Origin of the sequence: Deinococcus apachensis DSM 19763, assembly GCF_000381345.1 — a bacterium.
Classification (GTDB): domain Bacteria; phylum Deinococcota; class Deinococci; order Deinococcales; family Deinococcaceae; genus Deinococcus; species Deinococcus apachensis.
On sequence record NZ_KB906398.1, the window covers coordinates 642,642 to 666,541 of the forward strand.

Sequence of the window (23,900 nt, forward strand, 5' to 3'; positions counted from 1 at the left end):
GAAATGGTACACCTTCAAGCTAATCAACCTACTGAGCAACTCCTACGCTGCTTCCCCTCTCACTCGCTCTGGTATATGTGTGCCTACGTGGTGGTCAGCACGTCGTCGAGCAGGAGGACCGGCCCGGGCGGGAGACGCCGGGTGTCGGCCCCAAAAGCCCCCACGAGATTCGCGGTCCGCTCGTGCGCGTGCAGCCGGGCCTGCTGGGCGGTGGCACGGGTGCGGCGCAGGGCCGGGATGCTCGGCACCCCGAGAGAGGCGGCGACCGCCCCGGCCAGGAGCGCGGACTGGTTGAACCCCCGCTCGCGCTCGCGCCCGGAATGGAGCGGGACGGGCACGACCGTGGCAATGTTCCAGGCCGTGGGCACCCCATCCGCCAGCGCCTCGCCCAGCGCCCCCGCCAGGTCGCGCGCCCCACCGAACTTCAGCGCGCGGACGGCCCGGCGGGTCACACCCCGGTACGCGCCCAGCGTGACGAGGTGCTCCTCCGGGCGGGGCCACAGGGGCGAGTGGGTCTCGACCCGGGGGCGGAGGACCGCGCGGCAACCCGGGCACAGGCCCGCCGAGCGCCCGAGTTGCCCGTTGCAGCCGGGGCAGCGGCGGGGCAGGAGTGCCCGCAGCATTCCCTGAACGGCGCTCAGGTCAGGCATGTCCGGCCCCGGCGAGTTCGTCCACGAAGAGGGGCGGGGTGGTGGCCTCCACCCGCTGCCACACCCGGCCCAGCGCGTCGGGGTCGAGCAGGGGCGCGGCGAGCGACAGGCAGGTGAGGTGGTGGGCACACACCAGCCGCACGCCCAGGTCACCCAGACGCTCATGCTCGGTGGGGGTCAGGAGGGCCGCGAAGGCGCCCGGGTCCCCCAGCGCCGGGTGCCCGCCCTGGCGGATTGCGGCGCGTAGGAACGCGGCGACCTCGGCGGGGTTGAGCCAGAAGCCGAACATCAGCTCGTCGGAGAGCTGGTCCAGCCGCCCCATGCGGGCGTGGTCCAGGCCCTCGCGGACGAGGCCGCGGGCGAGGGCCTGGCGCTCCAGGCGCAGCGCCGCGTACCCGGACAGGCTGAGCAGCTCTCCGCGCGGGGTCACCCGGCCGCCCACCGCCGCGCGCAGACGGTAGGCCAGCACGTAGCCCTGGAATTCCAGCAGCATCTCCCTGAGGCCGTCATGGGTCACCGGGCCATTCTAGGGAGGCCCCTTCCGGCGCAACCGTGAGGCCGTGGGGGAACTGCGGCGGGGCCTTCCTCGTACCCTTTCCGGAGGGACCCCCGCAAAGCCAGCGGGACAAAGGCCATCCGGCGGAACCCTACGCTGACGGGGCAAGGACAGTCTGGAGACCCCGGAACGGCTGGTGGGCCGCACCGTTCAGGTCTGGATCAAGGGAGTGAACAGGGAATGCAGCTTCTCAGGCGTGGGCACAAGTTCGAGTACCGGGACCACCGGGGCGTGGACCAGCAGGGCGTGGTGGACGTGTGGGTCAGCAAGGCGGGGGACCGGGCCGTGCTCGTGCTGCGCGGTCTTCCTCACCCCGAGGCGCAGGCCCAGGCCGACAAGGCGCTGCTGACCCTCACGCACACCTGCCTGCCCTACCTGCTGCGCCCTGACGCGCGGCTGGGCGTGCTCGTGCTGCGTCCCCGGGGGGACGAGGACGCCAAGGCCCGCGCGCTCGTCCTGCCGCTGAGCGCGTAGCGAACGTCACTCCAGCACGTACCGCACGCCCTCCTCGAAGGTCACCCGGTCCACCTCCGTGCGCGGCAGGACGAGGTTGCGCTTCCAGGGCATCCAGTCCGTCTGCCCGGTCGACGAGCGCAGAAACCCGTGCAGCCCGATCTCCACCGTCCGCACCTCGCCCGTGAGCCAGGCGGCAAGAATGGCGCGCAGCGTCTCGGGGTCACGCAGGGGGCCGGTCAGGCGGGCGGAGGGCACCGGGCTCCCGGGCTCGTCGTGGCGGGCATAGAGGTCCACCGTGAAGCCCTCGGCGGGGCGCAGCACGGCCAGCGCCGCCTCGCGCGGCAGGGCCTGGGCGAAGGTCACGTGCAGGTCGAGGTCATGGCCGCGCACACCCTTGTCCGTGCGCGAGGAGGCGGGGGGCTTGGTCATGGCAGGAGGGTAGCAGGGGGAGCGCCGATGGACCCCTCAGCGCCCCAGCCCCTCGCTGAAAGCCACCCCATCCGCCCATTCCGGGTGGTCGATCAGGGGATTGCGGTTCCCCTGCCGCTCGAAGATGGCGGCGTTGCGGTGCCGTTCCCACTCGGCTGGAGGTTCTGAAGTGTGCCACGCGAGCAGGGTCGTCAGGTGGCGCTCGCCGTACTGGCGCACCACGCCGGGATAACGCAGCAGGAAGTACAGCGTGGCGCGGGCAGCGGCCCCCTTGCCGTGCGCGGGCTCGAACTCGCCGGGGTCGCGCCGTCCGCAGTCGCTCCTGACTGCCTCGCCGTAGTCAGGGAAGTCGAAGTAGGGGGTATTGCCCCGGAACGAGTTGCAGCCCGGCTCGCAGGCGAAGAGGTGGTGCAGGTCACCGCGCATGGGCTCGCGCTTGCCGAACCACGACTGCGGGACGACGTGCTCGCAGTTGTACGGCAGCGCCTCCTCCAGCGCGTCCACGCTCAGCCCCTCGCGGGCGGCCAGGGTGGTGCGGCGTTCCTGGGCGGCGCGGTCGGCGGCGATCAGCTCTTCCGGCGTGTGCTCGCGCGCCGAGTAGAGGCTGCGGAGTTTGCCGTCGGGCCAGAGGTCCACCCAGGGGTAGAGTTCGCCAGCGGGGTCGTAGGTGGGGGTCCGGGTGTGCGTCCGGGTCACGAGGTCCGAGAGGGCCAGGAAGCGGGCCTGCGGGGTGCCCCCCTCTGGCAAATCCGTGTAGTAGGCCGCGGCTTTCCCGGCATCTTCCGGGTCGAGGTAGGGGCGGGGAGGTGCAGGCGCGGGATTGGACCCTCCCTCTTCCCCACCCACCCGCAGGCGCAGGGTGACGGGCAGGCTCGCCACGCCATCTGGCCCCACCGTCACGGCGCCCAGGTCAAGCACGCGGCCCACCTCGGCCTGCACTTCGGACGGACCCGGCAGCGGTGGGCGCTGGGCAGCAAGGACCTCCGCGACGAGGGCATTCCCTACGGCATCCGAACGGGCGCGCAGGTCCTCGACAATGCGGCTGATGCGCACGCCCTCGTTGGCGATCCAGTCGATCAGGGTGTCCGAGTCGCCGGGTTGCAGGGGCTGGCCGTCGCGGCGCAGGGGGCGGCCCTGGGCGTCGGTGCGGGGAACGCCGCTGTGGTGCAGGGCCACGACCTCCCAGGTGTCGCTGAAGACGGGGCTGCCGCTCGATCCCGGCGCCGTGTCCGTCTCGTAGTGCAGGAAGTCGGGCAGCAGGTCCACCAGCCGGTTCTCGCGCAGCGCAACCTGTTTGGGCTCGCCGGAGGGATGCTGGACGATGCTCAGCGCCTCGCCGACGAGTACCTTGCCCGTCGTCCCGAAGAGGGGCAGCCAGCCGAGGGCGGACGTGTCCCCCCCCACGGCGACGAGCGAGTAGTCCAGCGCCTCCGACGTGAGGAAGAGGGCGTCCGGGTCGAGGTTCAGGGTCACGCGGTTTTGAAGGGTGCCGCCCGCGCTCAGCTCGTAGTTGAACTCGATGACCGAGGTGCGGGCCACGGCGGCGTCCTCCAACACGTGGTGGTTGGTCAGGATCGCGCGGGGGCTGCACAGCCAGCCCGTCCCGAAACCCTGCGTACGGCCCTGCGCGTCTTTAAGCACGACGCGGCCCACGGAACGCGCCGCTGACCGCGCGAGGTCCAGGTAAGCGACCCCCACCAGGTCGTTCGCGCCGATGATCCGCTCCAGCGGGAGCCGGGTGTCCTCGGGCAACCGGGCGGCGACCGTCAGTGCGTCCTCGTGACCCTCGGCGACGGCCCGGGCGTCGGGCAGGGGTACGCCCAGGCGGGTCAGGCGGGCCTCGACCCGGAACTGCGAGTCGGCGGCGAGGGGGCCGCCCACGGTCAGGTGCTGCATCGTCATGGCCCGCTCGGGGTCACGCTGGAGGAAGCGGGCCTGCGTCTGCTCCAGCACTTCAGGCGGAATGTCCATGTGCCAGGCTAGCGGGTCAGGGTGAGGAGGACAAACCGCACCTCGGGCGACGCCCAGCACAGCCCACCAGGCCTCATCACTGGAAAAAGCTGAACCGCCAGGGCGTGGGGGGCTCGGTATCCCCGCCCTGCACAACGAGTTGCCGCCTGTTCTCGCCCAGATCCTTTTCGGTGATGGAGACGGTGTTCCACCCCTTTCGCAGGAACACGTTGATGGCCGCGCTGCGTGCCCAACTCGTGGGTGGAGGGCTCCACGACCAGGACTCCCCCGTGCAGGACTTCTGACCGCTGACCCGCACATCCCGGTCCACATAGACGAGCACGACCCTCGTCTCGCCCTGCCGCCTCAGCAGCATGGGCATAGGTGGAGCGGGAGAGGTCTGGGGTGTTGGGGCAAGCCCGAGCGGCAGGCTCACCAGCCCCTCCGCCCGGGCCTGCCGATTGGACACCGTCACAGTATCGAGCGCACAATCCGCCCCGATCACGCTCGGCAACAGAACCTCTTCCGCCCCTGAAAACAGGTTGAAGGGAACGAACGGCGCCGCAACTGTGAGGGTTCCATCCCCCTGCACCGTTCCCAGATGCGCCGGTCCATAATGGACCTCCGCCGTCCGGCCTGCCTCCCAATTCTCTACCGTCCCCGAAAGCGTCAGCATTTCTCCCATCGCGCTCTCGCGCAGGGGCGGAAGCGCCTCGGGGAGGACTGCGAGGTGCCCGCAGGCGGCGAGGGCCAGGGGAAGCAGCAGCGCGAGACGTTTCACCCCTCCAGGGTACGGGACCCGACGGGCCGCCGGGGACAAAATTGTGGACGCTCCAAAAGTCGGGGACCGGGAGAAGTCTGCCCGGTCCCCAAGGAGGTGTTGGCTCTTCAGGCCGTCACGTCCACCTCGCGCACCGGCACGCCCAGCCGCTCGCGCCCGCTCAGATAGGGGCGCAGCGCCTCGGGTACGCGAATGGTCCCGTCCGCCTGCTGGTGGTTTTCGAGCAGGGGCACCAGGATGCGCGGGGTGGCGATCCCCGTGTTGTTCAGCGTGTGGGCGTACACCAGCTTGCCCCCCTCGTCGCGGTAGCGCAGGCCGGTGCGGCGGGCCTGCCAGTCGCCCAGGTACGAGCAGGAATGGGTCTCACGGTACAGCCCCTCGCTGGGCACCCAGGTCTCGATGTCGTACATGAGGACCTTGCCCGCACCCATGTCGCCCGTGCAGTTTTGGACGACGCGGTAGGGAAGCTCCAGCGCGCGCAGGATCGCCTCGGCATTCTCTAGAATCGTGCCAAACCAGTGCAGGGCCTCGGCCTCGTCCGCCCGCGTCATCACGTACTGCTCGACCTTGCGGAACTCGTGGACGCGGATCAGGCCGCGCACGTCCCGCCCCGCCGACCCGGCCTCCGAGCGGAAGGCGGCGCTGACCGCGGCGTAGGCCATCGGGAGCTGGTCAAACGAGAGCTGCTCGCCCGCGTACAGGCTGTTCACGGGCACCTCGGCGGTTCCGGCCAGCATCAGCTCGTCGCCCTCGATCTTGTAGACCTGATCCTCGCCACCAGGGAAATGGCCCGAGCCCACGAAGGCTTCGGGGCGGGCGAGGGCGGTGGTGCTTAGCGGTGTCAGGCCCCGCCCCCGCAGGAAGTCGAGCGCGAACATCAGCACGGCCATCTCCAGCATGACCGCGTCGCCCTTGAGGAGGTACGAGCGGCTGCCCGACACCCGCGCCACCCGCTCGGGGTCGGCCCAGCCCTGGCGTTCGAGAAGTTCGACGTGGTCGAGCGGCTGGAAGGGGAACTCGGGGAGCTGACCCTCACGGCGCAACTCGACGTTCTCGGAATCGTCCTTCCCGACCGGCACGCTGGGATGGGGAATGTTGGGTACCCGCAGGAGGAGGTGCCGCAGGGCGTCCTCGTGAGCACGCAGCTCGGGCTCGCGGGCCTTGATCTCCTCGGCGAGTTCCTTGCCCTTCTGGATCAGGCGGGGGCGCTCGTCGGGACTGGCCTTCGGAACGAGCTTCGCATTCGCGTTGCGCTCGGTCTGGAGGGCCTCCACCCGTTGCCTGAGTTCGACGAGTTCGCGGTCGATTCGCAACAGATCGTCGAGGTCGAGGTTTACACCCTTGACCTCAATGGCCCGCTTCACCGTCTCCGGGTTCTCCCGGATAAATTTGAGGTCCAGCATTATTCGGCCTCCACCGTGCGGGGCACGCGCACGAAGCCGTCCTGGGTCTCGGGCGCCAGGGCCTCGACCACGTCGCGGCTGAACACGGCGCCGGGTTCGTCCTCCCGCAGCACGTTCACGAGGTCCACCGGGCGCTGCATCTCCTCCACGCCGCTCGTGTCCACGGCGCTGAGTTGCTCGAAGTAGCCCAGGATGGCGTTCAGGTCCGCTTGCATGCTCTCCCGCTCCTCGGGGGTCAGTTCCAGCCGCGCGAGGTGCGCGAGATGCTCGATTTGGGCCGCGTCGATCATGCCGGTGCTCATTATGAAGGGGAGTATACGGGCACTCATGCACGGTCAGGAGCGGCACGAGAGGCTGGGGCATGACCATAAAAGTTCTGCTCTGCCTGTCCCTGGCCCTGGGGGCGTGTGCCTCGGCCCAAGGCGTGACCTCGATTCCCGCCACGCCGATTGGTGCTCCCACCCCATCCACGACGACGAACGCGAGTGATCCCGTCTACCCCTCGGGCTTCCGCCTCTCGCAGCTTCAGGCCGCCTCCGCCGCACTTCAAGGCCTGCCCGGCCTGACGGCGAAGGAGATCGACCCCGCCCAGGGCCGCCTGCGGGTGACGGTGGGGACCGCCGTGGAGCGGGTCGCCGTGCTGCAACGCCTGCGGGAGGCGGGGCTGAGCAGCAGCCTCGTGACCTTCACGGCGAGCGGGGCGGCCTCCAATCTTCCGGGGGCGACCGGGACCGTGACGACCACTCCGGGGACGGGCACCGCACCGAGCACCCCGACGACGCCCACCTCTGCCGGAGGCCGCGTGACCGTCACCGAACTCGCCAGCGGCACCAATGCCAACGTCGCCACCGCCGCCGTGCAGGTGGCGACCAGCCAGGCGGCCCTGAACGCCCTGTATACCCTCGCCTACGGACGCCAAACCGGAACTCCCGCCGTGCCCACCCTGCGCTCCGGCGAGACGGTCGTCGGCGTCTTCCTGGGCCAGCGGCCCACCGGGGGCTACGGCGTTCGTGCGACCGGGGCCAGCGTGCAGGGCGACACCCTGACTCTGACGGTGGAGGTGCGGACCCCCGGTCCCGGGGCCATCACCACCCAGGCGCTCACGAGCCCATGGACACTGGTGCGCGTGTCCGGAACCTTCCGCAGCGTGCGGGTGGTGGACGCCTCAGGCCGCCCCCTCCAGAGCGGGGCAGGTGGCGGGCAGACCCGCTGAGGCCAACCGAGCTTTGCTGCTGGCGCGTGGGCTCGCCGGGCCAGCCTCCGCCTACTGTGCAAGGACAACCTAGCGGTTAGAACGCCCCAACCCCCCTTCCGCGCGAAGGGGGGATTGTTCTGTGGCGCGACAGGGTCAACCTGAAGGACCTCCTTCCCTACCCCGCCCGGCTCGACGGCACGGCCCGCGGAGTGGCGCAACTGAGGCGGGAGATCAGCCTCGCCGGGAAAACACGGCTGGAAACGGCTTCACCGCCGATCAGCGAGATCATCCCCCGCGCCGCGCTCACCGCCATCTCCGCCACCGGCTGCTCCAGCACCGTGATCGGCGGGGTGACGAGCGAGGTCCACGGGTAGTTGTCGAAGGTGACGAGGCTGAGGTCGTCGGGAATACGCCAGCCCCGCTCGCGGACGGCGCGGAAGGCCCCGATTCCCTCGGTGCCAGTCAGGGCGATGATCGCGGTGGGGGGCGTGTCCAGGGCCATGAGTTCGTGGGTGAGGCGATAGGCCGTCTCCTCGGTCAAGAGGGTAACGCGCTGGTACTCGGCGGGGACGGTCAGCCCCAGCCCGGCCATGATCTGAGGGAAAGCCTTGCTGCGCGTCTCGGGGTGTATCTGCGGGTGGTAGGTGCCCAGGGCGGCGATGTGCTCGTGCCCGAGGCCGTGCAGGTACCGGACCGCCTCCTCCATCGCGCGCTCGTTGTCGAGCATGAAGCCGGGGTACGGGCTGCCGGGCGGGATATAGTCGAACTCCAGCAGGTGAACGCCCCGGCCCGCGAGGCGGCGCAGGTAGTCGCGGCTCTCGTCGCCGTACCCGGGGCGCAGGATGATGCCCGCCACGCGCTGGCCGTACAGGCGCTGGAGTTCGGTGAGTTCGCGGGCGGCGCTGTATTCGTTCTCGCTGATGATCAGCGTGTAGCCCGCTGCGGCGAGGGTGCGGCCCGCGACGCGCGCAAATTCGGCGAAGAACGGCTCGACGACGCTCGCCACGATCAGCCCCACCGTGCGGCTCTGGCCGCCGCGCAGGCTGCCCGCGCGCTGATCGGGCTCGTACTCCAGGGTCTGCACGGCGGCCCGCACGCGGGCGAGGGTCTCGGGCGAGAGCTTGTCCGGTTCCCGCAGGGCGCGTTTGGCGGTGGTGGGGGAAACGCCCGCTAGGCGCGCGACGTCCTGGATGGTTGCCACGGGAAACATTGTAGTCGCCTCGCCTCCTGTGCCCTCATGCTAGGGCAAGGCCTGGTCTCGTGACCATTTCGGTGGATGAACCGAGTTCAGTTAGCCTTTCTCTTCCATAGACAGGCCAGCTCAGCTGTGTTTAACTGATGGACACGAGACCATTTCCAGCGCGGGGTGGAGCGGCCACCCTGCCCGTCCCCGCCCGCGTGTCGGGGGCGACGCACCGCGCCGTCTCCCGCCCCGGTGGAGGTTCCCGCATGCCACGTTCCCGTCTCCCGCTCGTCCTTCTGGCCCTGGCCCTCGGCGGCGCCGCACAGGCCGCCACGATCACCATCGCCACGGTGAACAACCCGGACATGGTGACGATGCAAAAGCTCACGCCGGAGTTCAACAAGAAGTACCCCGACATCAACGTGAAGTGGGTCGTGCTGCCGGAAAACGAGCTGCGCCAGAAGATCACGCTGGACGTGGCGAGCGGCGCGGGGAGCTTCGACATCGCCACTGTGGGCGTGTACGAGGTGCCCATCTGGGCCAAGAACGGATGGCTGGACCCACTGACGCCGCTCTTCCAGAAGAACCCCTCCATCGCCTCCTCGTACAAGCTCAACGACATCCTGCCCAGCGTCCGGGGCGCGCTGACGGTGAACGGGCAACTGTATGCCGTGCCCTTCTATGCCGAGTCGAGCATGACCTTCTACAACAAGGACCTGTTCAAGAAGGCCGGGCTCACCATGCCGCCAAACCCCACCTGGCAGCAGCTCCAGAGCTTCGCCGCGAAGATCCACAACCCCTCGCAGGGCGTGTACGGTATCTGCCTGCGCGGGCTGCCCGGCTGGGGCGAGAACATGGCCTTTATCACCACGATGGTGAACACCTTCGGCGGGCGCTGGTTCGACCAGAACTGGCAGGCGCAGCTCAACACCCCCGCGTGGAAGAATGCCCTGACCTTCTACGTGAACACGCTGAAGAAGTACGGCCCTCCCGGCGCGACGAGCAACGGCTTTACCGAGAACCTGACCCTGATGAGCCAGGGCAAGTGCGGCATGTGGGTGGACGCGACCGTAGCGGCGGGCTTCCTGTCCGACCCCGCCTCCTCCAAGATCGTGAAGTCGGTGGGCTTCGCCAACGCGCCGGTCGGCCCCGGCACCCCGCGCGGCAGCAACTGGTTCTGGTCGTGGAACCTGGCGATTCCCAAGAGCACCAAGCAGGAGGACGCCGCCTTCAAGTTCCTGACCTGGGCGACCAGCCCCGAGTACATCAACCTCGTCGCCCGCACGAAGGGCACCTGGGCCGCCGTGCCCCCCGGCACCCGCACGAGCACCTACACCAACCCCAACTACAAGAAGGCCGCCGGGGCGTTCAGCAATATCGTGCTGAGCAGCATCAACCGTGCCGACGTGACGAAGCCCACCAAGGACCCAGTGCCCTACACCGGCATCCAGTACGTGTCCATCCCGCAGTTCCAGGCGCTCGGCACGCAGGTCGGGCAGTACCTGGCGGGGGCGCTCAGCGGGCAAACCTCCATCGACCAGGCGCTGAAACAGGGCCAGGACGCCGCCAACCGGGTCGCCAAGGAGGGCGGGTACCAGAAGTAAGGCGGCCAAAGACGTGACGCCGCGAGGGGGGACGGGAGGAAGAGGCACGCCTTCCCGGTCCCCCGGCCCCCCATGAGGTGACCCCATGACCACGGCCCAGTCCCTGCCCACCACGACGACCCGGGTGCCGCCCGCCCCCAAGCGTGGCCTGCGCCTCACGCCCGCCGCCCTGATGTGGCCCGCGCTGCTGTACCTGATCCTGACGACCCAGGTGCCGTTTTTCATGACGGTGTACTACTCGTTTTTCCGGTACAACCTCGTGGACCCCACCAGCCGCCCCTTCATCGGGTTTGAGAACTACCAGACGCTGCTCACCGACCCGCAGAACCTGAGAATTCTGCTGAACACGGTCGTGCTGGCGGGCGGGACCCTGATCCTGACCCTGATCATCGGCGGGGGGCTGGCGCTGCTGCTCAACCGTGAGTTTCTGGGACGGGCGCTGCTGCGGACCCTGCTGATCTCCTCGTTCCTGGTGATGCCCATCGTGACAGCGGTGATCTGGAAGAACATGCTGCTGAGCCCCACCTCGGGCCTGTTCGCGTGGGTATCGCAGAGCCTGGGCCTCGCGCCCGTGGACTGGCTGGGCCAGCACCCCATGCTCTCGGTCATCATGATGATCACCTGGGAGTGGACCCCGTTTGCCGCGCTGATCCTGCTCACCGGCCTGCAGAGCCTGCCCGACGACCAGATCGAGGCCGCGCGGCTCGACGGCGCCAGCCCCTGGCAGGAATTCCAGCACATCGTCCTGCCGCACTGGATGCAGGCCATCCAGGTCGTCGTCCTGATGGAGACCATCGCGCTGCTTCAGGTGTACGGCGAGATCTACGGCTCGACCTCGGGCGGCCCCGGCATCGCCACGACGAACCTGCCCTACTTCATCTACCAGAAGGCGTTCGCGGAGTACAACATCGGCCTGGCGAGCGCGGCGGGCGTTCTGACGGTGATCTTCACCAATATCCTGGCCGTGTACCTGCTGAAACTGATCAGCCGCACGACCGCGGGCAACCGGGGAGCCTGAGATGACGACGCTGCCGACGAACCGCACTGTCAGCGACCGCCACCGCTGGCGCAACATTCTGCTCACGCTGCTGACCTACCTGATCGCGCTGGCCTTCCTGTTCCCGCTCGTGTGGATGATCCTGGCCGCCTTCAAGACCGAGGCGGAGGCCTTCGCCACGCCACCCGTCTTCTTCTTCACCCCGATCTGGGACAACTTCCAGCGGGCGCTGCCAACCTACCTGCCCGCACTGAAGAACTCGCTGATCGCGGCCATAGGTTCCACCCTGCTCGCCTTCATCCTGGGGCTGCCCGCCGCCTTCGCGCTCGCGGTGTACCCCACCCGCCGGGCGCAGGGCGTGCTGACCTGGATGCTCTCGACCAAGTTCATGCCCGCCGTGGGCGTGATCGTGCCCCTCTTCCTGCTGTTTCGCAACCTGGGGCTGCTCGACACCCTGCCCGGCCTGATCCTGATGTATACGACGATGAATCTGCCCCTGGTCGTGTGGATGATGCACTCGTACATGTCCGAAATCCCGTTTGCCATCTACGAGGCCGCGAAGGTGGACGGCGCGTCGGTGGCGCAGGAGTTCTTCGGGATCGCGCTGCCGCTCTCCATGCCGGGCATCGCCGCGACCGCGCTGCTGGCCCTGATCTTCGCCTGGAACGAGGTGTTCTTCGCCCTGAACCTCACCTCGGCGGACGCCGCGCCGCTGAGCGTCTTCATCGGCGAGTTCAAGACCAGCCAGGGCTTGTTCTGGGCACAACTGAGCGCCGCCGCCACGCTGACCGTGCTGCCCGTGCTGATCTTCGGCTGGATCGCCCAGCGCCAGCTTGTGCGCGGACTGAGCTTTGGCGCGGTGAAATAAGGGCGGGTGGGGATACCCTCTCAAGAAGTGGGGGATGGAGACCGGCCCTGAACCGCCCTCCCGCGCTTCGGGGCCTTCTCCTCCCCGCGCCAGGCCCGCCGATCCCCTCATCCTGCTGGAGTGTTCATGACCGTCAAACTCAACCTGTCCACCCTTGCCACTCTCGGCCCCGGCGTCGCCGTGCCCCAGTACAATCCCCGGCGGCTGACCTCCGGCATCGTCCACTTCGGCGTCGGGGGCTTTCACCGCTCGCACGAGGCCATGTACATCGACCGGCTGCTGAACGTGGGCGGGCATTCCGAATGGGCGATCTGCGGGGTGGGCGTGCTGCCCGGCGATGCCCGGATGCGCGACGTGTTCGCCCGCCAGGACAACCTGTACACCCTCGTCACCCGGTCGCCAGAGGGTCAGTCGGAGGCGCGCGTCATCGGCTCAGTTCACGAATACCTGTTCGCGCCGGACGACCCGGGGGCGGTGCTGGAGAAGCTGGCCGACCCCGCGACAAAGATCGTCTCCCTGACGGTCACCGAGGGCGGCTACGGCATCAACAACGTCACCGGCGAGTTCGACCCCTCGACCCCAGACCTCCGGCACGACCTGACGCCGGGCTCAGCGCCCCGGACCGTCTTCGGTTTCATCACGGAAGGACTGCGGCAGCGGCGGGAGCGCGGCCTGGCGCCCTTCACGGTCGTGTCCTGCGACAACATGCAGGGGAACGGCCATGTGGCGGGGCGGGCCTTCACCGCCTTCGCCCGGCTGAAAGACCCCGAACTGGGGGAATGGGTCGCGCGGCACGTCGCCTTTCCCAACTCGATGGTCGACCGCATCACGCCCGTGACCACCCCGCAGATGCGGCAGCAGGTGGCCGACGAGTACGGCATCGACGACGAGTGGCCGGTGGTGGCGGAGTCGTTCACCCAGTGGGTGCTGGAGGACACCTTCACGCTGGGGCGGCCCCCGCTGGAAGGGGTCGGGGTGCAGCTCGTGAGTGACGTGGAGCCCTACGAGCTGATGAAGCTGCGGCTGCTGAACGCCTCCCACCAGGCGATTGGCCACCTGGGGCTGCTCGCCGGGTATACCTACGCGCACGAGGTCTGCCAGAACCCGGCCTTCGTGGACTTCCTGCTGGGGTACATGGCCCAGGAGGCCACGCCCACCCTGCGCCCGGTGCCGGGGATCGACCTGGCGGCCTACGGGAAGGAACTCATCGCCCGTTTCGCCAACCCCGCCATCGGGGACACCCTGGCCCGCCTGGTCGTGGAGGGGTCCGAGCGCATCCCCAAGTTCCTGCTGCCGGTCATCCGCGAGCAATTGGCCTCGGGCGGGGAGATCGCGCGCTCGGCGCTGGTCGTCGCCGGGTGGAGCGTTTACATCGCCGCCGCTCACGAGGGGCACTTCCCGACCCTGGTGGATCCCCGGGCGGAACAATTGACGGACGCCGTCCTCCGCGAAGCCCGGCAGCCGGGGGCGTTCCTGGAGCTTCAGGACATTTTCGGCGACCTGGGGCAGAACGCCCGCTTCCGCTCGGCGTACCTGGAGGCGCGGGACCGCCTGCGCCGGGAGGGAGTCACGGGGGCGATTCAGGCCGCTGCTCAGAACCCCGCCGGAGCTCCAGTCGGCGCGCGGTCGGAGTGAGCCAGGACAAGAAATCCCGCCTTTCCCCCTCACCCAAGGAGCCCCCATGACCACCCTCACCCCCTCCACCACTGGCATCCTCGACCTCTTCCGGCTGGACGGGAGGCACGCCCTTGTCACGGGGGGCGCGCAGGGCATCGGCCTGGAGATCGCGCGGGGACTGGCCGAGGCCGGGGCGCGCGTGACGGTCGCGGACCTGAACCCGGATGTGGGCGAGGGCGCGGCCCGCAATCTGGGCGGCGCGTTCGAGGTCTTGAACGTGACGGACCCGGAGGCGGTTCGGGCACTGGCCGGGCGACTCCCCGACGTGGACATCCTCGTGAACAACGCTGGAGTCGTCCGCAACACTCCCGCCGAGGACACCGACGACGACGACTGGCGGGCTGTGATGGGCGTCAACCTGGACGGCGTGTACTGGTGCTGCCGGGAGTTCGGCAGAAACATGCTTGCGCGGGGACGGGGCAGCATCGTCAGCACCGCAAGCATGAGCGGCTTAATCAGTAACCACCCGCAGCCGCAGGCGGCGTACAACGCCTCGAAGGCCGCCGTCATCCACCTCACCCGTTCCCTCGCGGGCGAGTGGGCAGGGCGGGGGGTGCGCGTGAACGCGGTCGCGCCGGGCTATACCGCGACCCCGCTGACGAAGCGTGGCCTCGAAACTCCCGAATGGGCGAGCGTGTGGCTGAGCGAAACGCCGATGGGCCGCCTCGCCGAGCCGCGCGAGATCGCCCCGGCCGTGCTGTTCCTCGCCAGCGACGCCGCGAGCTTCGTCACCGGGCACACCCTCGTTGTGGACGGCGGGTACACGGTGTGGTGAGGAGAAGTGCCGGATTCCGTCTGAAACGTCGGAAGGCCCTCCCCAAGTTCGCAACGGCAATGCGGGTTGTGCCCCTCCCACCTTGCTGGGGAGGCCGGGTGGGGGGAACGCAGACGACCTCCCAGCGCCCTTAGCCGCCCATTCAGGCCCTTTTCCAAGACGCTCTCAAAAGGTGGACTCATGACAACCCCCGGTTCCCGCTCCGCCCGCACCAGCGTCCTTCACGGCACCCGCGACCTGCGCTGGGAGACGCGCGAGGTGGCGGCGCCTGGCCCCCGCCAGGTCCGTGTACAGGTGCGGCGCATCGGCGTGTGTGGCAGCGACGTTCACTACTACACGTACGGCAGGATTGGGGAGTTCGTGGTGGAGGCCCCGCTCGTCCTCGGCCACGAGGTCATGGGTGTGGTGGACGCGGTCGGCGAGGGCGTGACCCACGTGAAGCCCGGCGACCGGGTGGCGCTGGAACCCGGCTATCCCTGCCGCCGCTGCGCCTACTGCAAGCGGGGCGAGTACAACCTCTGCCCGGGGATGACCTTCATGGCGACGCCGCCCATCCACGGGGCGCTGGCCGAGCACGTGATCTGGCCGGACGACTTCGCCTTCAAGCTTCCTGATGCGATCAGCGACGACGCCGGTGCACTCATCGAGCCCCTGGCCGTGGGCGTCTGGGCGGCGCGCAAGGGGGCGGTCTCACCCGGGCAGAGCGTCGCGGTCTTCGGGGCCGGGCCTATCGGCTGCACGACCCTGCAAGCGGCGAGGGCGGCGGGAGCGACGACCCTGATTGCCGTCGATTTGGAGGATTTCCGGCTCGACCTGGCGCGGAAAGTTGGGGCAACGCACACGATCAATGCGCGGGTGGAGAACTCCCTCGCCCGTCTCCGGGACATTACCCGGGGTGACCTCCCGCTCTCACATGCCGGGGTGGCCGTGGCCTTCGAGACGGCGGGGAGCCTGCCGACCACCCGCCTGAGCCTCGCCGCACCTCGTCCGGGCGGAACGACCGTGCTGGTGGGCTTGCCACCCGACCCCGAGGTCAGCCTGGACATCGTGAGCGCGGCCAGCCGGGAGGTGAGCATCCGGGGCGTGTTCCGCTACGCGAACTGCTACCCAGCGGCCATCGCGCTTGTGGAGAGCGGGGCGGTGAACCTCGACGCCCTGGTGACGCACCGCTACACCTTCGACCGGACGCCGGAGGCCTTCGAGTTCGCCGACCGCGAGAAGCGGACCAGCATGAAGGTCATGATCGACGTGGGCTGACCTCCTGCGGCGCGTCCTCCAGTTCCCGGCACCCATACGCCTTTTGCCGGATGCAACCCCCGACTCCCGGGAGGCGTACTGTGGGGCATGAGTGCTGATAAACCCGAGCCGCTGACGCCCCCCGAGTCGCTGCTGAACGCCCCGGCGGCGGTGCCCCAGGTTCCGGCGCAGGAGGCTCCCGACATGGTGCCCCTCTCCCCCGAGGACCGCGCGCGGCTGGACACGATGGCGCGGGCCTTTGTCGAGGACGTGCTGCACGCGGGCACCCACAGCCCGGAGTTCAAGCGCAAGCTTGACGCCGTGCATGATCTCGGCGCCCCGGAGCAGCGGGCAGCGGCGCAGGTGTCGAGCCGGATGCTGGAGCGCCCCCTGCGAGCCACCCGTGCCGGAGCCCTGGCCGAGGGCAGCGACATCCTGAAGGGCCTGACTGACCTGCGCCGCACGGTGGAGGACCTCGACCCCAGCCGCACGCCCACCATGCGCGGCTTTTTCGGCAAACTGCCGGGGGGGCGCAAGGCCCAGAACGCGCTCGACCGTTACCAGAGCGCCCAGAGTCACCTCAACGCCATTCTGGAGACGCTCTACCGCTCCCAGGACGAGTTGAGGCGCGACAACGCCAGCATCGAGACGGAAAAGGTCCACCTCTGGGAGACCATGCAGAAGCTGCGCCAGTACGCCCACGTCGGCAAAGCGGTGGACGACGCCCTCACGCAGCGGCTGGCCCTGCTGGAGAGCACCGACCCCGAAAAGGCCCGCCTCGTGCGTGAGGAACTGCTCTTCGCGGTCCGCCAGCGCGTCACCGACCTGCTGACCCAGCTCGCGGTGGGGATTCAGGGCTACCTCGCGCTCGATCTGGTGCGGCGCAACAACCTCGAACTCATCAAGGGGGTGGACCGGGCGACGACGACCACGGTGAGTGCCCTCAGGACGGCGATCATGGTCGCGCAGGCGCTCGGCACCCAACAAGCGGTGCTGGGGCAGGTCACGGCGCTGAATGACACGACGGGCCGCATGATCGGCTCGACCGCCAGCCTGCTCCGGCAGCAGTCCACCGAGATTCAGAAGCAGGCCGGAAGCGCAACGGTGGACCCGCAGGTCATCCAGAACGCCTTCCGCGAGGTGTACGGGGCGCTCGACGCGATCAGCACCTACCGCACCCAGGCGCTCGACCGCTTCAAGGACACCATTCAGGTGCTGAGCCGCGAGGTTGGCCAGGCCCAGACCTACCTCGACCGCGAGCGCCAGAGCGCCGCACGCGAGGTGGCGCAGGGGTTGAACGTGACCGAGAGGGGCGACCTGAAGCTTTGACCGTTCGCGCCCGGCTTATACACGACCTGGCGGGGCGGCTGGACGTCCAACCTGCCCGCCCCGTGCTGCGCGTCGCCGTGGACGGGGTGGACGGCGCGGGCAAGACGACTTTCGCGGACGAACTCGCCGCCGCGCTGCGCGAGCGGGGTCGAAGCGTCATCCGCGCCTCGGTGGACGGCTTTCACGCACTACGGGAGGCGCGTTACCGCCGGGGCCGCACCTCCCCCGAAGGTTTCTACCGTGACTCCTACAATTATCCGGGACTGCGGTCGGCGCTGCTCAATCCGCTGGGGCCAGGTGGGTCGGGGCGTTACCGAACCGCGATCTTCGACCACGTGACCGACTCGCCCGTGGAGATGCCGGAATTCGCGGCGACGGACGGCAGCATCCTCATCCTCGATGGCCTGTTCCTGCACCGCCCGGAGTTGAGGGACGTGTGGGACGACTCGGTGTTCCTGCACGTGGACTTTGAGGTCTCGGTGCCCCGTGGCGCCGCTTGTAGACCGGGATACGGGTCCCCCGACCCTCAGGCCGAATCGAACCGCCGCTACGTGGAGGGCAACCGCCTGTACTTCCGGGAGGCCGAGCCGCAGCGGCACGCGGGCGTGGTGGTGGACCACAACGATCTGAACAACCCCTGTTTCCTGCCGGGCAGGGATGCCGGGGATTGACGAACGGGACGCGCGGGCGGTCCTGGGCCCTTCCGCACGGTTCCTGGCGTCCGGGGCGACCTGCGTTGCATTCACGGATGGGCGCCGGGTGGTGCGGCTGGCCGCCCTGAATGGCCGGGAAGCCACGCGATTGAACGTAGACGCTGCCATCCGAACCGCCCTCCGGTCCTCAGGAGTGCCCACGCCGGAGGCGCTGGAGGTCGGTCTTCTCCCCTCTGGCCGGGCGTTCACGGTGGACACGTTGGCAGGCGGGGACGGGAGCGGGCCTTCCCCAGCGGGCTGGGCGGACCTGGGCGGCGCGCTGGCCGTCCTCCACGCCCTCCCCCATAGGGGTTACGGGCTGCTGGAGGACCGGGCGGACGCCTTCCAGGGCCTCGCTTCCACACCGGCAAGTGGCCTGCGGACCCGGCTGGAGGAGGCGTGGCCGTTCGGGGAAACCGACCTGAAGGCGCATCCCCTGGTCGCCGCCGCCCCCGACCTCGCCGGGCCCCTGGCCGGGTTGGAGGGGGACCTGCGGGACGTGATCGGGGGCAGGACGGCCCTTTGCCACACCGACCTGCACGGCGAGCAGTTCCGCTGGCGGGAGGGTCGCCTGGCCGCTCTGCCGGACTTCGGGGACGCCGCCATCGGCCCTCCCGCCTGGGACGTGGCGAGCCTCGCCTACTTTCACGGCTGGTCCGTGGCGGAGGAGGTCGCCCGGGCGGCGGCCCTCCCCTGCGGGCGCGAGGCGGCCCTGTTCGGCCTGCTCCTCGCCTTTCACCGGGCCAGCCGCGCCGTCACCCTGAGGCACCCGGCCCGGACGACAGAAGCTGTGGCCTTTGCCCGGGGCTGTCTGGCGCGGCTGGCGGGGAGGCGGTTCTCCCCCCATGAGCGCCCTGCCAACAGGGCCTAAAGCGAAGACGGCTGGCGCCGCTCAGGGGGGGCGCCGACAATCGGGGCGGGGGGGTAGCATGGCCCAGGACCGCTTTCTCGACCGTCAGGACGCCGGGCGGCAGCTCGCGGCGAGGCTGCTGGAACGGCACGACTGGCCTGATACGACCGTCCTCGCCCTTCCCCGGGGCGGCGTGCCGGTGGCTTACGAGGTTGCCTACGCCCTGCGTGCCCCCCTCGACGTGTTCCTCGTCCGCAAGCTCGGCCTGCCCGGGCACGAGGAGGTGGCGATGGGCGCCATCGCGTCCGGGGGCGTGCGGGTGCTGAACGAGGACCTGGTTCGCCGCGCGGGTGTATCGGAGCCGTCCATCGCTGCCGTCGAGGAGCGCGAGCAGGCCGAACTCGCCCGCCGCGAGCGCGCCTACCGCGAGGGCCGCACCCCGGCTCCGGTGGAGGGCCGCACCGTGCTGCTGATTGACGACGGCGTGGCGACCGGGGCCACCCTGCGCGCCGGGCTCCAGGCATTGCGTGCCCTCTCCCCCGCCCGCGTGGTGGTCGCCGTGCCCGTCGCCCCGCCCGAAACCTGCCGCCTCCTGGAGACTCAGGCCGACGAGGTGATATGCCTGTTGACCCCGCGCGACTTCATGGCGGTCGGCCAGTTCTACGCCGACTTCCACCAGACGACCGACGACGAGGTGCGCGACCTGCTGACGCGCGCCGCCTCCCTCCACCCCACCCAGGAGTGACGCCATGCCCCATCCCGAATCCGACCTGATCCAGACCCTGCGCGGCGCGGCCGGACCCCTGAACGGGGCCTCGGACGACTACGACGACCTGCTGACGCGTATCGGGGACGCCCGTTTCGTCCTGATCGGCGAGGCCTCGCACGGCACGCACGAGTTCTACCGGGAGCGGGCGCGGCTGACCCGGCGGCTGATCGAGGAGCGAGGCTTCACGGCCGTCGCGGTGGAGGCCGACTGGCCTGACGCTTACCGCATCAACCGCTACGTCCGCGGCCAGAGCGATGACGGCAGCGCCGAGGAGGCCCTGGAGGACTTCCAGCGCTTCCCCAAATGGATGTGGCGCAACGAGGATGTCCACAACTTCGTCGAGTGGCTGCGAGACCACAACGAGCGCCACCCGGGCGAGGAGGCGGGCTTCTACGGCCTGGACCTCTACAGCCTGCACCGCTCGATGCGCGCGGTCGTCGAGTACCTGGACACAGTGGACCCGGAGGCGGCGGCCCGCGCCCGGAAGCGCTACGCCTGCTTCGACCACTTCGGCGAGAACCCGCAGGCTTACGGCTACGCCACCGAGTACGGCAACCGCGAGCCCTGCGAGGACGCGGCGGTGGGCCAGCTCCTCGAACTTCAGCGGCGGGAGGCGGAGTTGAGCCGCAGCCCCCTGGGCGAGGACGAACACTTCTACGCCGAGCAGAACGCGCGGCTGGCGATCAACGCCGAGAACTACTACCGGTCGATGTTCCGGGGCCGCGACGAGTCCTGGAACATCCGCGACTCGCACATGGCCGAGACGTTGGGGGCGCTGGTCGAACACGGCGAGGGTCAGGGCCGCCCGCCCAAGATCGTGGTCTGGGCGCACAACTCGCACCTGGGGGACGCCCGCGCGAGCGAGATGGGCTGGGCGCGCGGCGAACTCAACCTGGGACAACTCACGCGCGAGCGCTGGCCCGAGGAGACCTTCATCGTCGGTCAGAGCACCCACCACGGCACCGTGACCGCCGCCGACGACTGGGACGAGCCCGCCCGAACCAAGCGGGTGCGCCCCGGCCTGCCCGGCAGCCTGGAGGACGTGCTGCACGAGGTCGGCGGCAGCTTCTGGCTCGACCTGCGCGACCCGGGTCTGACGGGAGCCCTGCGGGGCGAGCGGCTGCAACGCTTCATCGGCGTGATCTACCGCCCCGAGACGGAGCGCTGGAGCCACTACGTCCACACGCGCCCGGGCGAGATGTACGACGCCCTCCTGCATTTCGACGAGACGAGCGCTGTGGTGCCGCTGGACGCCACCGCCGGGGATGAGGAGGAAGAGGTGGCCGACACCTTCCCCTTCGGGCAGTAAAGGCGCAGGGGAGAGCTTGCCTGCCCCCTCCCGAGGGGTACGGCGGCTCTCCTCCCCCTTTCATGCCCCCATCGCGACAACACGCAATCTCACGCTATTAACGCTGCCATTAACGTTTTGATGTCGCACGGCTGGATATGACATGAGGTGAGACGGCTGCACACACGTCCCTCTCCCGTTCTCGCTATATCCGCCCCTTAAAACACGTGAGGTCCGCATGATGAACAAAGCACCCCTTCGCCGTTCGGCCACCGTCGCGCTCGCCCTGACCCTCTCGCTGGGCCTGATGGCCTGTGGTGGCGGAATCACCCCGACCGTCATCGAGGTCACCGACGTCAACATCACGCTGGACAGAAACACGCTGTCCCCAGGTGAGACCACCATGGCCCACGTCGTCGTTCGCGGCAACGTCGTGGAGCAGTTGCCCAGCCAGGCGGTGACCTGGACCTCCAGCGACAAGACTGTCGCGACGGTTGACGATAATGGCCTGATCACCGCCAAGGGGGTCGGCAAGGCCACCATCCGCGCGGCCTCGGCGGTTCCCGGCTTCACCAACATCTTCAGCGATACGACGATCACGGTGGTGGCGGCGGAAACGGCGTACCCCACCGCCCGGTTCAGCTTCCGCCCGGTGAAGACAGCGGGGCCGGTGCCGACGGGCTACACCGCCGACAACGGCCTGCCCTACAACACGGCCCGCGGCTACGGCTGGGTCACCCAGGACAGCGCCCGCAGCGTGACTCCCACCCCCATCGACGCTTCCAAGAACACCCGTGACCGCCGCACTGACATAGGCGCCACCACTGCGGTGGAGGAGCGCCAGTACACCCTGATTCACCTGCAATGCGGCAACATCTGCAAGCTGCCGCACATCACCGAGAACGTGGCCTGGGAGTACCGGGTCGAGCCCGGCAAGTACAACGTCACTGTCGGTGTGGGTGACGCCAACCAGAGCACCCAGGACAGCGGCCCCAGCCTGCATACCGTTAACGTGGAGGGGGTCACGCTGATCGACCAGTTCAAGGCCACTCGCGCCAACCCCTTCAAGGAGGCGACCACGGTTAACGCAGTTCCCGTTACGGACGGTCTACTGACCATCGACGCCATCGGCGGGACGAACACCAAGATCAACTACGTCATGATCACCCGCGTGGAGTAAGCGCCGGGAGAAAGAAAGGAGGAGGGGCGCGAGCAGTCGACCCCTCCTCCTTTCTCTCTCCCGCCCTTCAGCCCCCCCGCGCCTCGACCTCGGCCTGCTTCTCGCCCCAGGCCTCCATCCTCGCCTCTAGCTGCACTTCGAGGTCATGCACGGCCCGCCCCAATGTCACGAAGTCGGCGTCGGGCGGGGCACTGGACAATGCGGCCTGGGCGTGGAGGAGATCGTTCTCCAGTCGGGAGATGTCCGCCTCAATGGCCTCCACCTCGCGCTTGAGGTGCCACAGGCCCTTGCCCTTCGGGGTGGGTGAGGGGGCAGGCTTCGGCTCGGGCCGGACCTCCGCCGCCTGCGCGGGGCGGTGCTTGGCCTTGTAGTCCTCCCAGCCGGGGTACTCGTAGAATGCCCCGTCCTCAATCAGCCAGATGCGGTCGGCCAGCCCCTCGATGAAGGCGCGGTCGTGGCTCACCATGATGAGCGTGCCCGTGTAGGCGCTCAGGGCGTCCTCCAGGGCCTCGACCATCTCCATGTCGAGGTGGTTGGTCGGCTCGTCGAGCACGAGGAGATTGTGGTCCTCCTGCGCGAGCTTGAGCAGCGCCAGCCGCGCCCGCTCGCCGCCCGAGAGGATGCGGGCGGGCTTGTCGTGCTGATCGTAGGGGAACATGAAGGTGCCCAGCAGGGTGTGCGCCTCCACGTCCTTCTGAACGTACTCGCGGGCCACGTCGTACAGCGTCTCGGAAGGGTCCACGCCGCGCAGGGCCTGGTCGTAGTAGCCGACGCTGACGCGGGCGCCGGTCAGCACCCGGACGCGCGGATCGTCACCCGGCGTCAGGCCCAGCAGGGTCCGCAGCAGGGTGGTCTTCCCCGCCCCGTTGCGCCCTATGATCGCCACCCGGTCGCCGCGCCGGAGTTGTACGTTCACGTCCTGGAAAAGGGTCCGGCCGCCCAGCGCCTTGGAGACATGCCGCGCGTCGAGCACCACGTCGCCGCTCTCGGGGGCGTGGAAGGTGATGCGGGTGCTACGTTCCTCGGGCGGGGGGGCACTCGTGGCGCGCGCCTGCATTCGGTCCACCCGGGCCTGCATCGCCTTGGCGCGGCGGGCGAGCTTGCTCATGCCCAGGCCCCAGACCTTCATGCGGTCGGCACTGGCCTGGAGGGTGGCGATAGCCTTCGCGTCCTGCGCGTACTGCGCCGCCTGCCGCTCCAGTTCGGCGTCCAGAGTCTCGCGGAAGGTCGTGTAGCCGCCGGGATACACCTTCAGCGTGCCGCCGCGCAGGTACGCCGTCTCCTTCGTCACCGCGTCGAGAAAGGCGCGGTCGTGGCTGATGACGAGGACGGCGCCGGGGTAGCGGCCCAGGAACGTCTCCAGCCATTCCACCATCACGATGTCGAGGTGATTGGTCGGCTCGTCCAGCAGCAGCACGTCGGGATTCTCGACGAGGAGGGCGGCCAGGGCGAGGCGGGTGCGCTCGCCGCCCGAGAGGCCAGACACCTGCTCCCCCTCGCGGCCCCGGAAGCCGAAGGCCAGCGTGACCGCCTCCTTGCGGCCCCGGCGCTCGAAGCCGCCCCGGCGGACGTAATGTTCCAGGACTTCCTCGTGGTGCAGCACGCTCTCGGGAGTGCCGCTCGCCATCGCCGCCGCGGCTTCCGTGAGTTCCGCCTCCAGCGCGTCGAGGTCGTGGAAGGCGGCTTCCAGCACGCTGTCCACGGTCGCTTCCGGCGGAAAGGTGGGGTCCTGGGTCAGCGCCCGGACGCGGACACCGGGGCCGCGGCGCACCGTTCCGCCATCAGGCCGCACCTCGCCCGTGAGCAGGCGCAGCAGCGTGCTCTTGCCCGCCCCGTTGCGGCCCACCAGGCCCACCCGGTCACCGGGCTCGACGGCAAAACTCACCCCCGACAGGACGGTGAGGGGTCCATACTCCTTCGTGGCGTCCTGAACGGCGACCAGCACGCCGGGCAGTATACGGTTTTCCACGCCCCGGCCCGCTTTTTCCCGTAAGCTGGGGGGGTGATACGGATTCCGCTCAGCTCCGGACTG

Annotated in this window: 23 protein-coding genes; 14 read left to right on the top strand and 9 right to left on the bottom strand. The window is 69.3% G+C overall.

Features of this window, described 5'->3' with window-relative positions:
- Positions 1 to 83: 83 nt before the first annotated feature.
- Positions 84 to 650, bottom strand: coding sequence for a ComF family protein (locus tag F784_RS0103300; RefSeq protein ID WP_019585275.1), 567 nt, complete (start codon positions 648 to 650; stop codon positions 84 to 86).
- Entirely contained in the window at positions 643 to 1,143 is a 501-nt protein-coding gene (locus F784_RS0103305) for a hypothetical protein (protein WP_040382363.1), read from the bottom strand. The genes F784_RS0103300 and F784_RS0103305 overlap by 8 nt, the downstream gene beginning before the upstream one ends.
- A 243-nt stretch (positions 1,144 to 1,386) precedes the next feature.
- On the opposite strand from F784_RS0103305, the gene F784_RS0103310 reads away from it, so the two are divergent.
- Positions 1,387 to 1,680, top strand: a complete 294-nt coding sequence (locus tag F784_RS0103310; RefSeq protein WP_019585277.1) for a hypothetical protein — start codon at positions 1,387 to 1,389, stop codon at positions 1,678 to 1,680.
- 6 nt (positions 1,681 to 1,686) lie between these two features.
- Here F784_RS0103310 and F784_RS0103315 read toward each other — a convergent pair whose 3' ends face one another.
- The 5 genes from F784_RS0103315 to gatC all read right to left on the bottom strand — a co-directional run bounded on the left by F784_RS0103315 (position 1,687) and on the right by gatC (position 6,515).
- Positions 1,687 to 2,091 carry a hypothetical protein gene (locus F784_RS0103315; RefSeq protein ID WP_019585278.1) on the bottom strand — a complete coding sequence of 135 codons (405 nt, stop codon included), beginning with the start codon at positions 2,089 to 2,091 and terminating at the stop codon, positions 1,687 to 1,689.
- Positions 2,092 to 2,127: 36 nt separating this feature from the next.
- Entirely contained in the window at positions 2,128 to 4,062 is a 1,935-nt protein-coding gene (locus tag F784_RS0103320; RefSeq protein ID WP_019585279.1) for an endonuclease, read from the bottom strand.
- A gap of 76 nt (positions 4,063 to 4,138) precedes the next feature.
- Entirely contained in the window at positions 4,139 to 4,822 is a 684-nt protein-coding gene (locus F784_RS0103325) for a hypothetical protein (RefSeq protein WP_019585280.1), read from the bottom strand.
- Positions 4,823 to 4,929: 107 nt separating this feature from the next.
- Positions 4,930 to 6,225 (bottom strand): serine--tRNA ligase, encoded by a 1,296-nt coding sequence (gene serS / locus F784_RS0103330; protein ID WP_019585281.1) that lies wholly within the window; start codon positions 6,223 to 6,225, stop codon positions 4,930 to 4,932.
- Positions 6,225 to 6,515, bottom strand: coding sequence for an Asp-tRNA(Asn)/Glu-tRNA(Gln) amidotransferase subunit GatC (gene gatC / locus F784_RS0103335; protein ID WP_026332234.1), 291 nt, complete (start codon positions 6,513 to 6,515; stop codon positions 6,225 to 6,227). The genes serS and gatC overlap by 1 nt, the downstream gene beginning before the upstream one ends.
- Positions 6,516 to 6,586: 71 nt before the next feature.
- Between gatC and F784_RS24390 the strand changes: the two genes are divergently transcribed.
- Positions 6,587 to 7,438: a protease complex subunit PrcB family protein gene (locus tag F784_RS24390; protein WP_019585283.1), complete on the top strand. Its 852-nt coding sequence runs from the start codon at positions 6,587 to 6,589 to the stop codon at positions 7,436 to 7,438.
- Positions 7,439 to 7,595: 157 nt separating this feature from the next.
- On the opposite strand, the gene F784_RS0103345 is transcribed toward F784_RS24390, so the two are convergent.
- A complete protein-coding gene (locus F784_RS0103345; protein WP_019585284.1) occupies positions 7,596 to 8,630 on the bottom strand; it encodes a LacI family DNA-binding transcriptional regulator in 1,035 nt (344 codons plus the stop codon).
- Positions 8,631 to 8,869: 239 nt separating this feature from the next.
- Between F784_RS0103345 and F784_RS0103350 the strand changes: the two genes are divergently transcribed.
- The 12 genes from F784_RS0103350 to F784_RS0103405 all read left to right on the top strand — a co-directional run bounded on the left by F784_RS0103350 (position 8,870) and on the right by F784_RS0103405 (position 21,868).
- Entirely contained in the window at positions 8,870 to 10,207 is a 1,338-nt protein-coding gene (locus F784_RS0103350; protein ID WP_019585285.1) for an ABC transporter substrate-binding protein, read from the top strand.
- Positions 10,208 to 10,292: 85 nt separating this feature from the next.
- Entirely contained in the window at positions 10,293 to 11,225 is a 933-nt protein-coding gene (locus F784_RS0103355; protein ID WP_019585286.1) for a carbohydrate ABC transporter permease, read from the top strand.
- Position 11,226: 1 nt separating this feature from the next.
- Positions 11,227 to 12,072, top strand: coding sequence for a carbohydrate ABC transporter permease (locus tag F784_RS0103360; protein ID WP_019585287.1), 846 nt, complete (start codon positions 11,227 to 11,229; stop codon positions 12,070 to 12,072).
- A 126-nt stretch (positions 12,073 to 12,198) separates the two neighbouring features.
- Positions 12,199 to 13,707 (top strand): mannitol dehydrogenase family protein, encoded by a 1,509-nt coding sequence (locus F784_RS0103365; protein ID WP_019585288.1) that lies wholly within the window; start codon positions 12,199 to 12,201, stop codon positions 13,705 to 13,707.
- A 46-nt stretch (positions 13,708 to 13,753) separates the two neighbouring features.
- A complete protein-coding gene (locus F784_RS0103370; RefSeq protein ID WP_019585289.1) occupies positions 13,754 to 14,524 on the top strand; it encodes an SDR family NAD(P)-dependent oxidoreductase in 771 nt (256 codons plus the stop codon).
- Positions 14,525 to 14,704: 180 nt separating this feature from the next.
- A complete protein-coding gene (locus F784_RS0103375) occupies positions 14,705 to 15,781 on the top strand; it encodes an NAD(P)-dependent alcohol dehydrogenase (protein ID WP_019585290.1) in 1,077 nt (358 codons plus the stop codon).
- Positions 15,782 to 15,868: 87 nt separating this feature from the next.
- Positions 15,869 to 17,089, top strand: coding sequence for a toxic anion resistance protein (locus F784_RS0103380; RefSeq protein WP_019585291.1), 1,221 nt, complete (start codon positions 15,869 to 15,871; stop codon positions 17,087 to 17,089).
- Positions 17,086 to 17,760, top strand: coding sequence for a nucleoside/nucleotide kinase family protein (locus tag F784_RS22245; protein WP_040382246.1), 675 nt, complete (start codon positions 17,086 to 17,088; stop codon positions 17,758 to 17,760). Before F784_RS0103380 ends, F784_RS22245 begins: the two co-directional genes overlap by 4 nt.
- Positions 17,747 to 18,652, top strand: coding sequence for a phosphotransferase family protein (locus F784_RS0103390; protein ID WP_019585293.1), 906 nt, complete (start codon positions 17,747 to 17,749; stop codon positions 18,650 to 18,652). The genes F784_RS22245 and F784_RS0103390 overlap by 14 nt, the downstream gene beginning before the upstream one ends.
- Positions 18,653 to 18,710: 58 nt before the next feature.
- Positions 18,711 to 19,376: a phosphoribosyltransferase gene (locus tag F784_RS0103395; protein ID WP_019585294.1), complete on the top strand. Its 666-nt coding sequence runs from the start codon at positions 18,711 to 18,713 to the stop codon at positions 19,374 to 19,376.
- 4 nt (positions 19,377 to 19,380) lie between these two features.
- Entirely contained in the window at positions 19,381 to 20,709 is a 1,329-nt protein-coding gene (locus F784_RS0103400; protein WP_019585295.1) for an erythromycin esterase family protein, read from the top strand.
- Positions 20,710 to 20,926: 217 nt separating this feature from the next.
- Positions 20,927 to 21,868 carry an Ig-like domain-containing protein gene (locus F784_RS0103405; protein WP_019585296.1) on the top strand — a complete coding sequence of 314 codons (942 nt, stop codon included), beginning with the start codon at positions 20,927 to 20,929 and terminating at the stop codon, positions 21,866 to 21,868.
- Positions 21,869 to 21,935: 67 nt separating this feature from the next.
- Here F784_RS0103405 and abc-f read toward each other — a convergent pair whose 3' ends face one another.
- Positions 21,936 to 23,813: a ribosomal protection-like ABC-F family protein gene (gene abc-f, locus F784_RS0103410; RefSeq protein ID WP_019585297.1), complete on the bottom strand. Its 1,878-nt coding sequence runs from the start codon at positions 23,811 to 23,813 to the stop codon at positions 21,936 to 21,938.
- Positions 23,814 to 23,900: the final 87 nt, after the last annotated feature.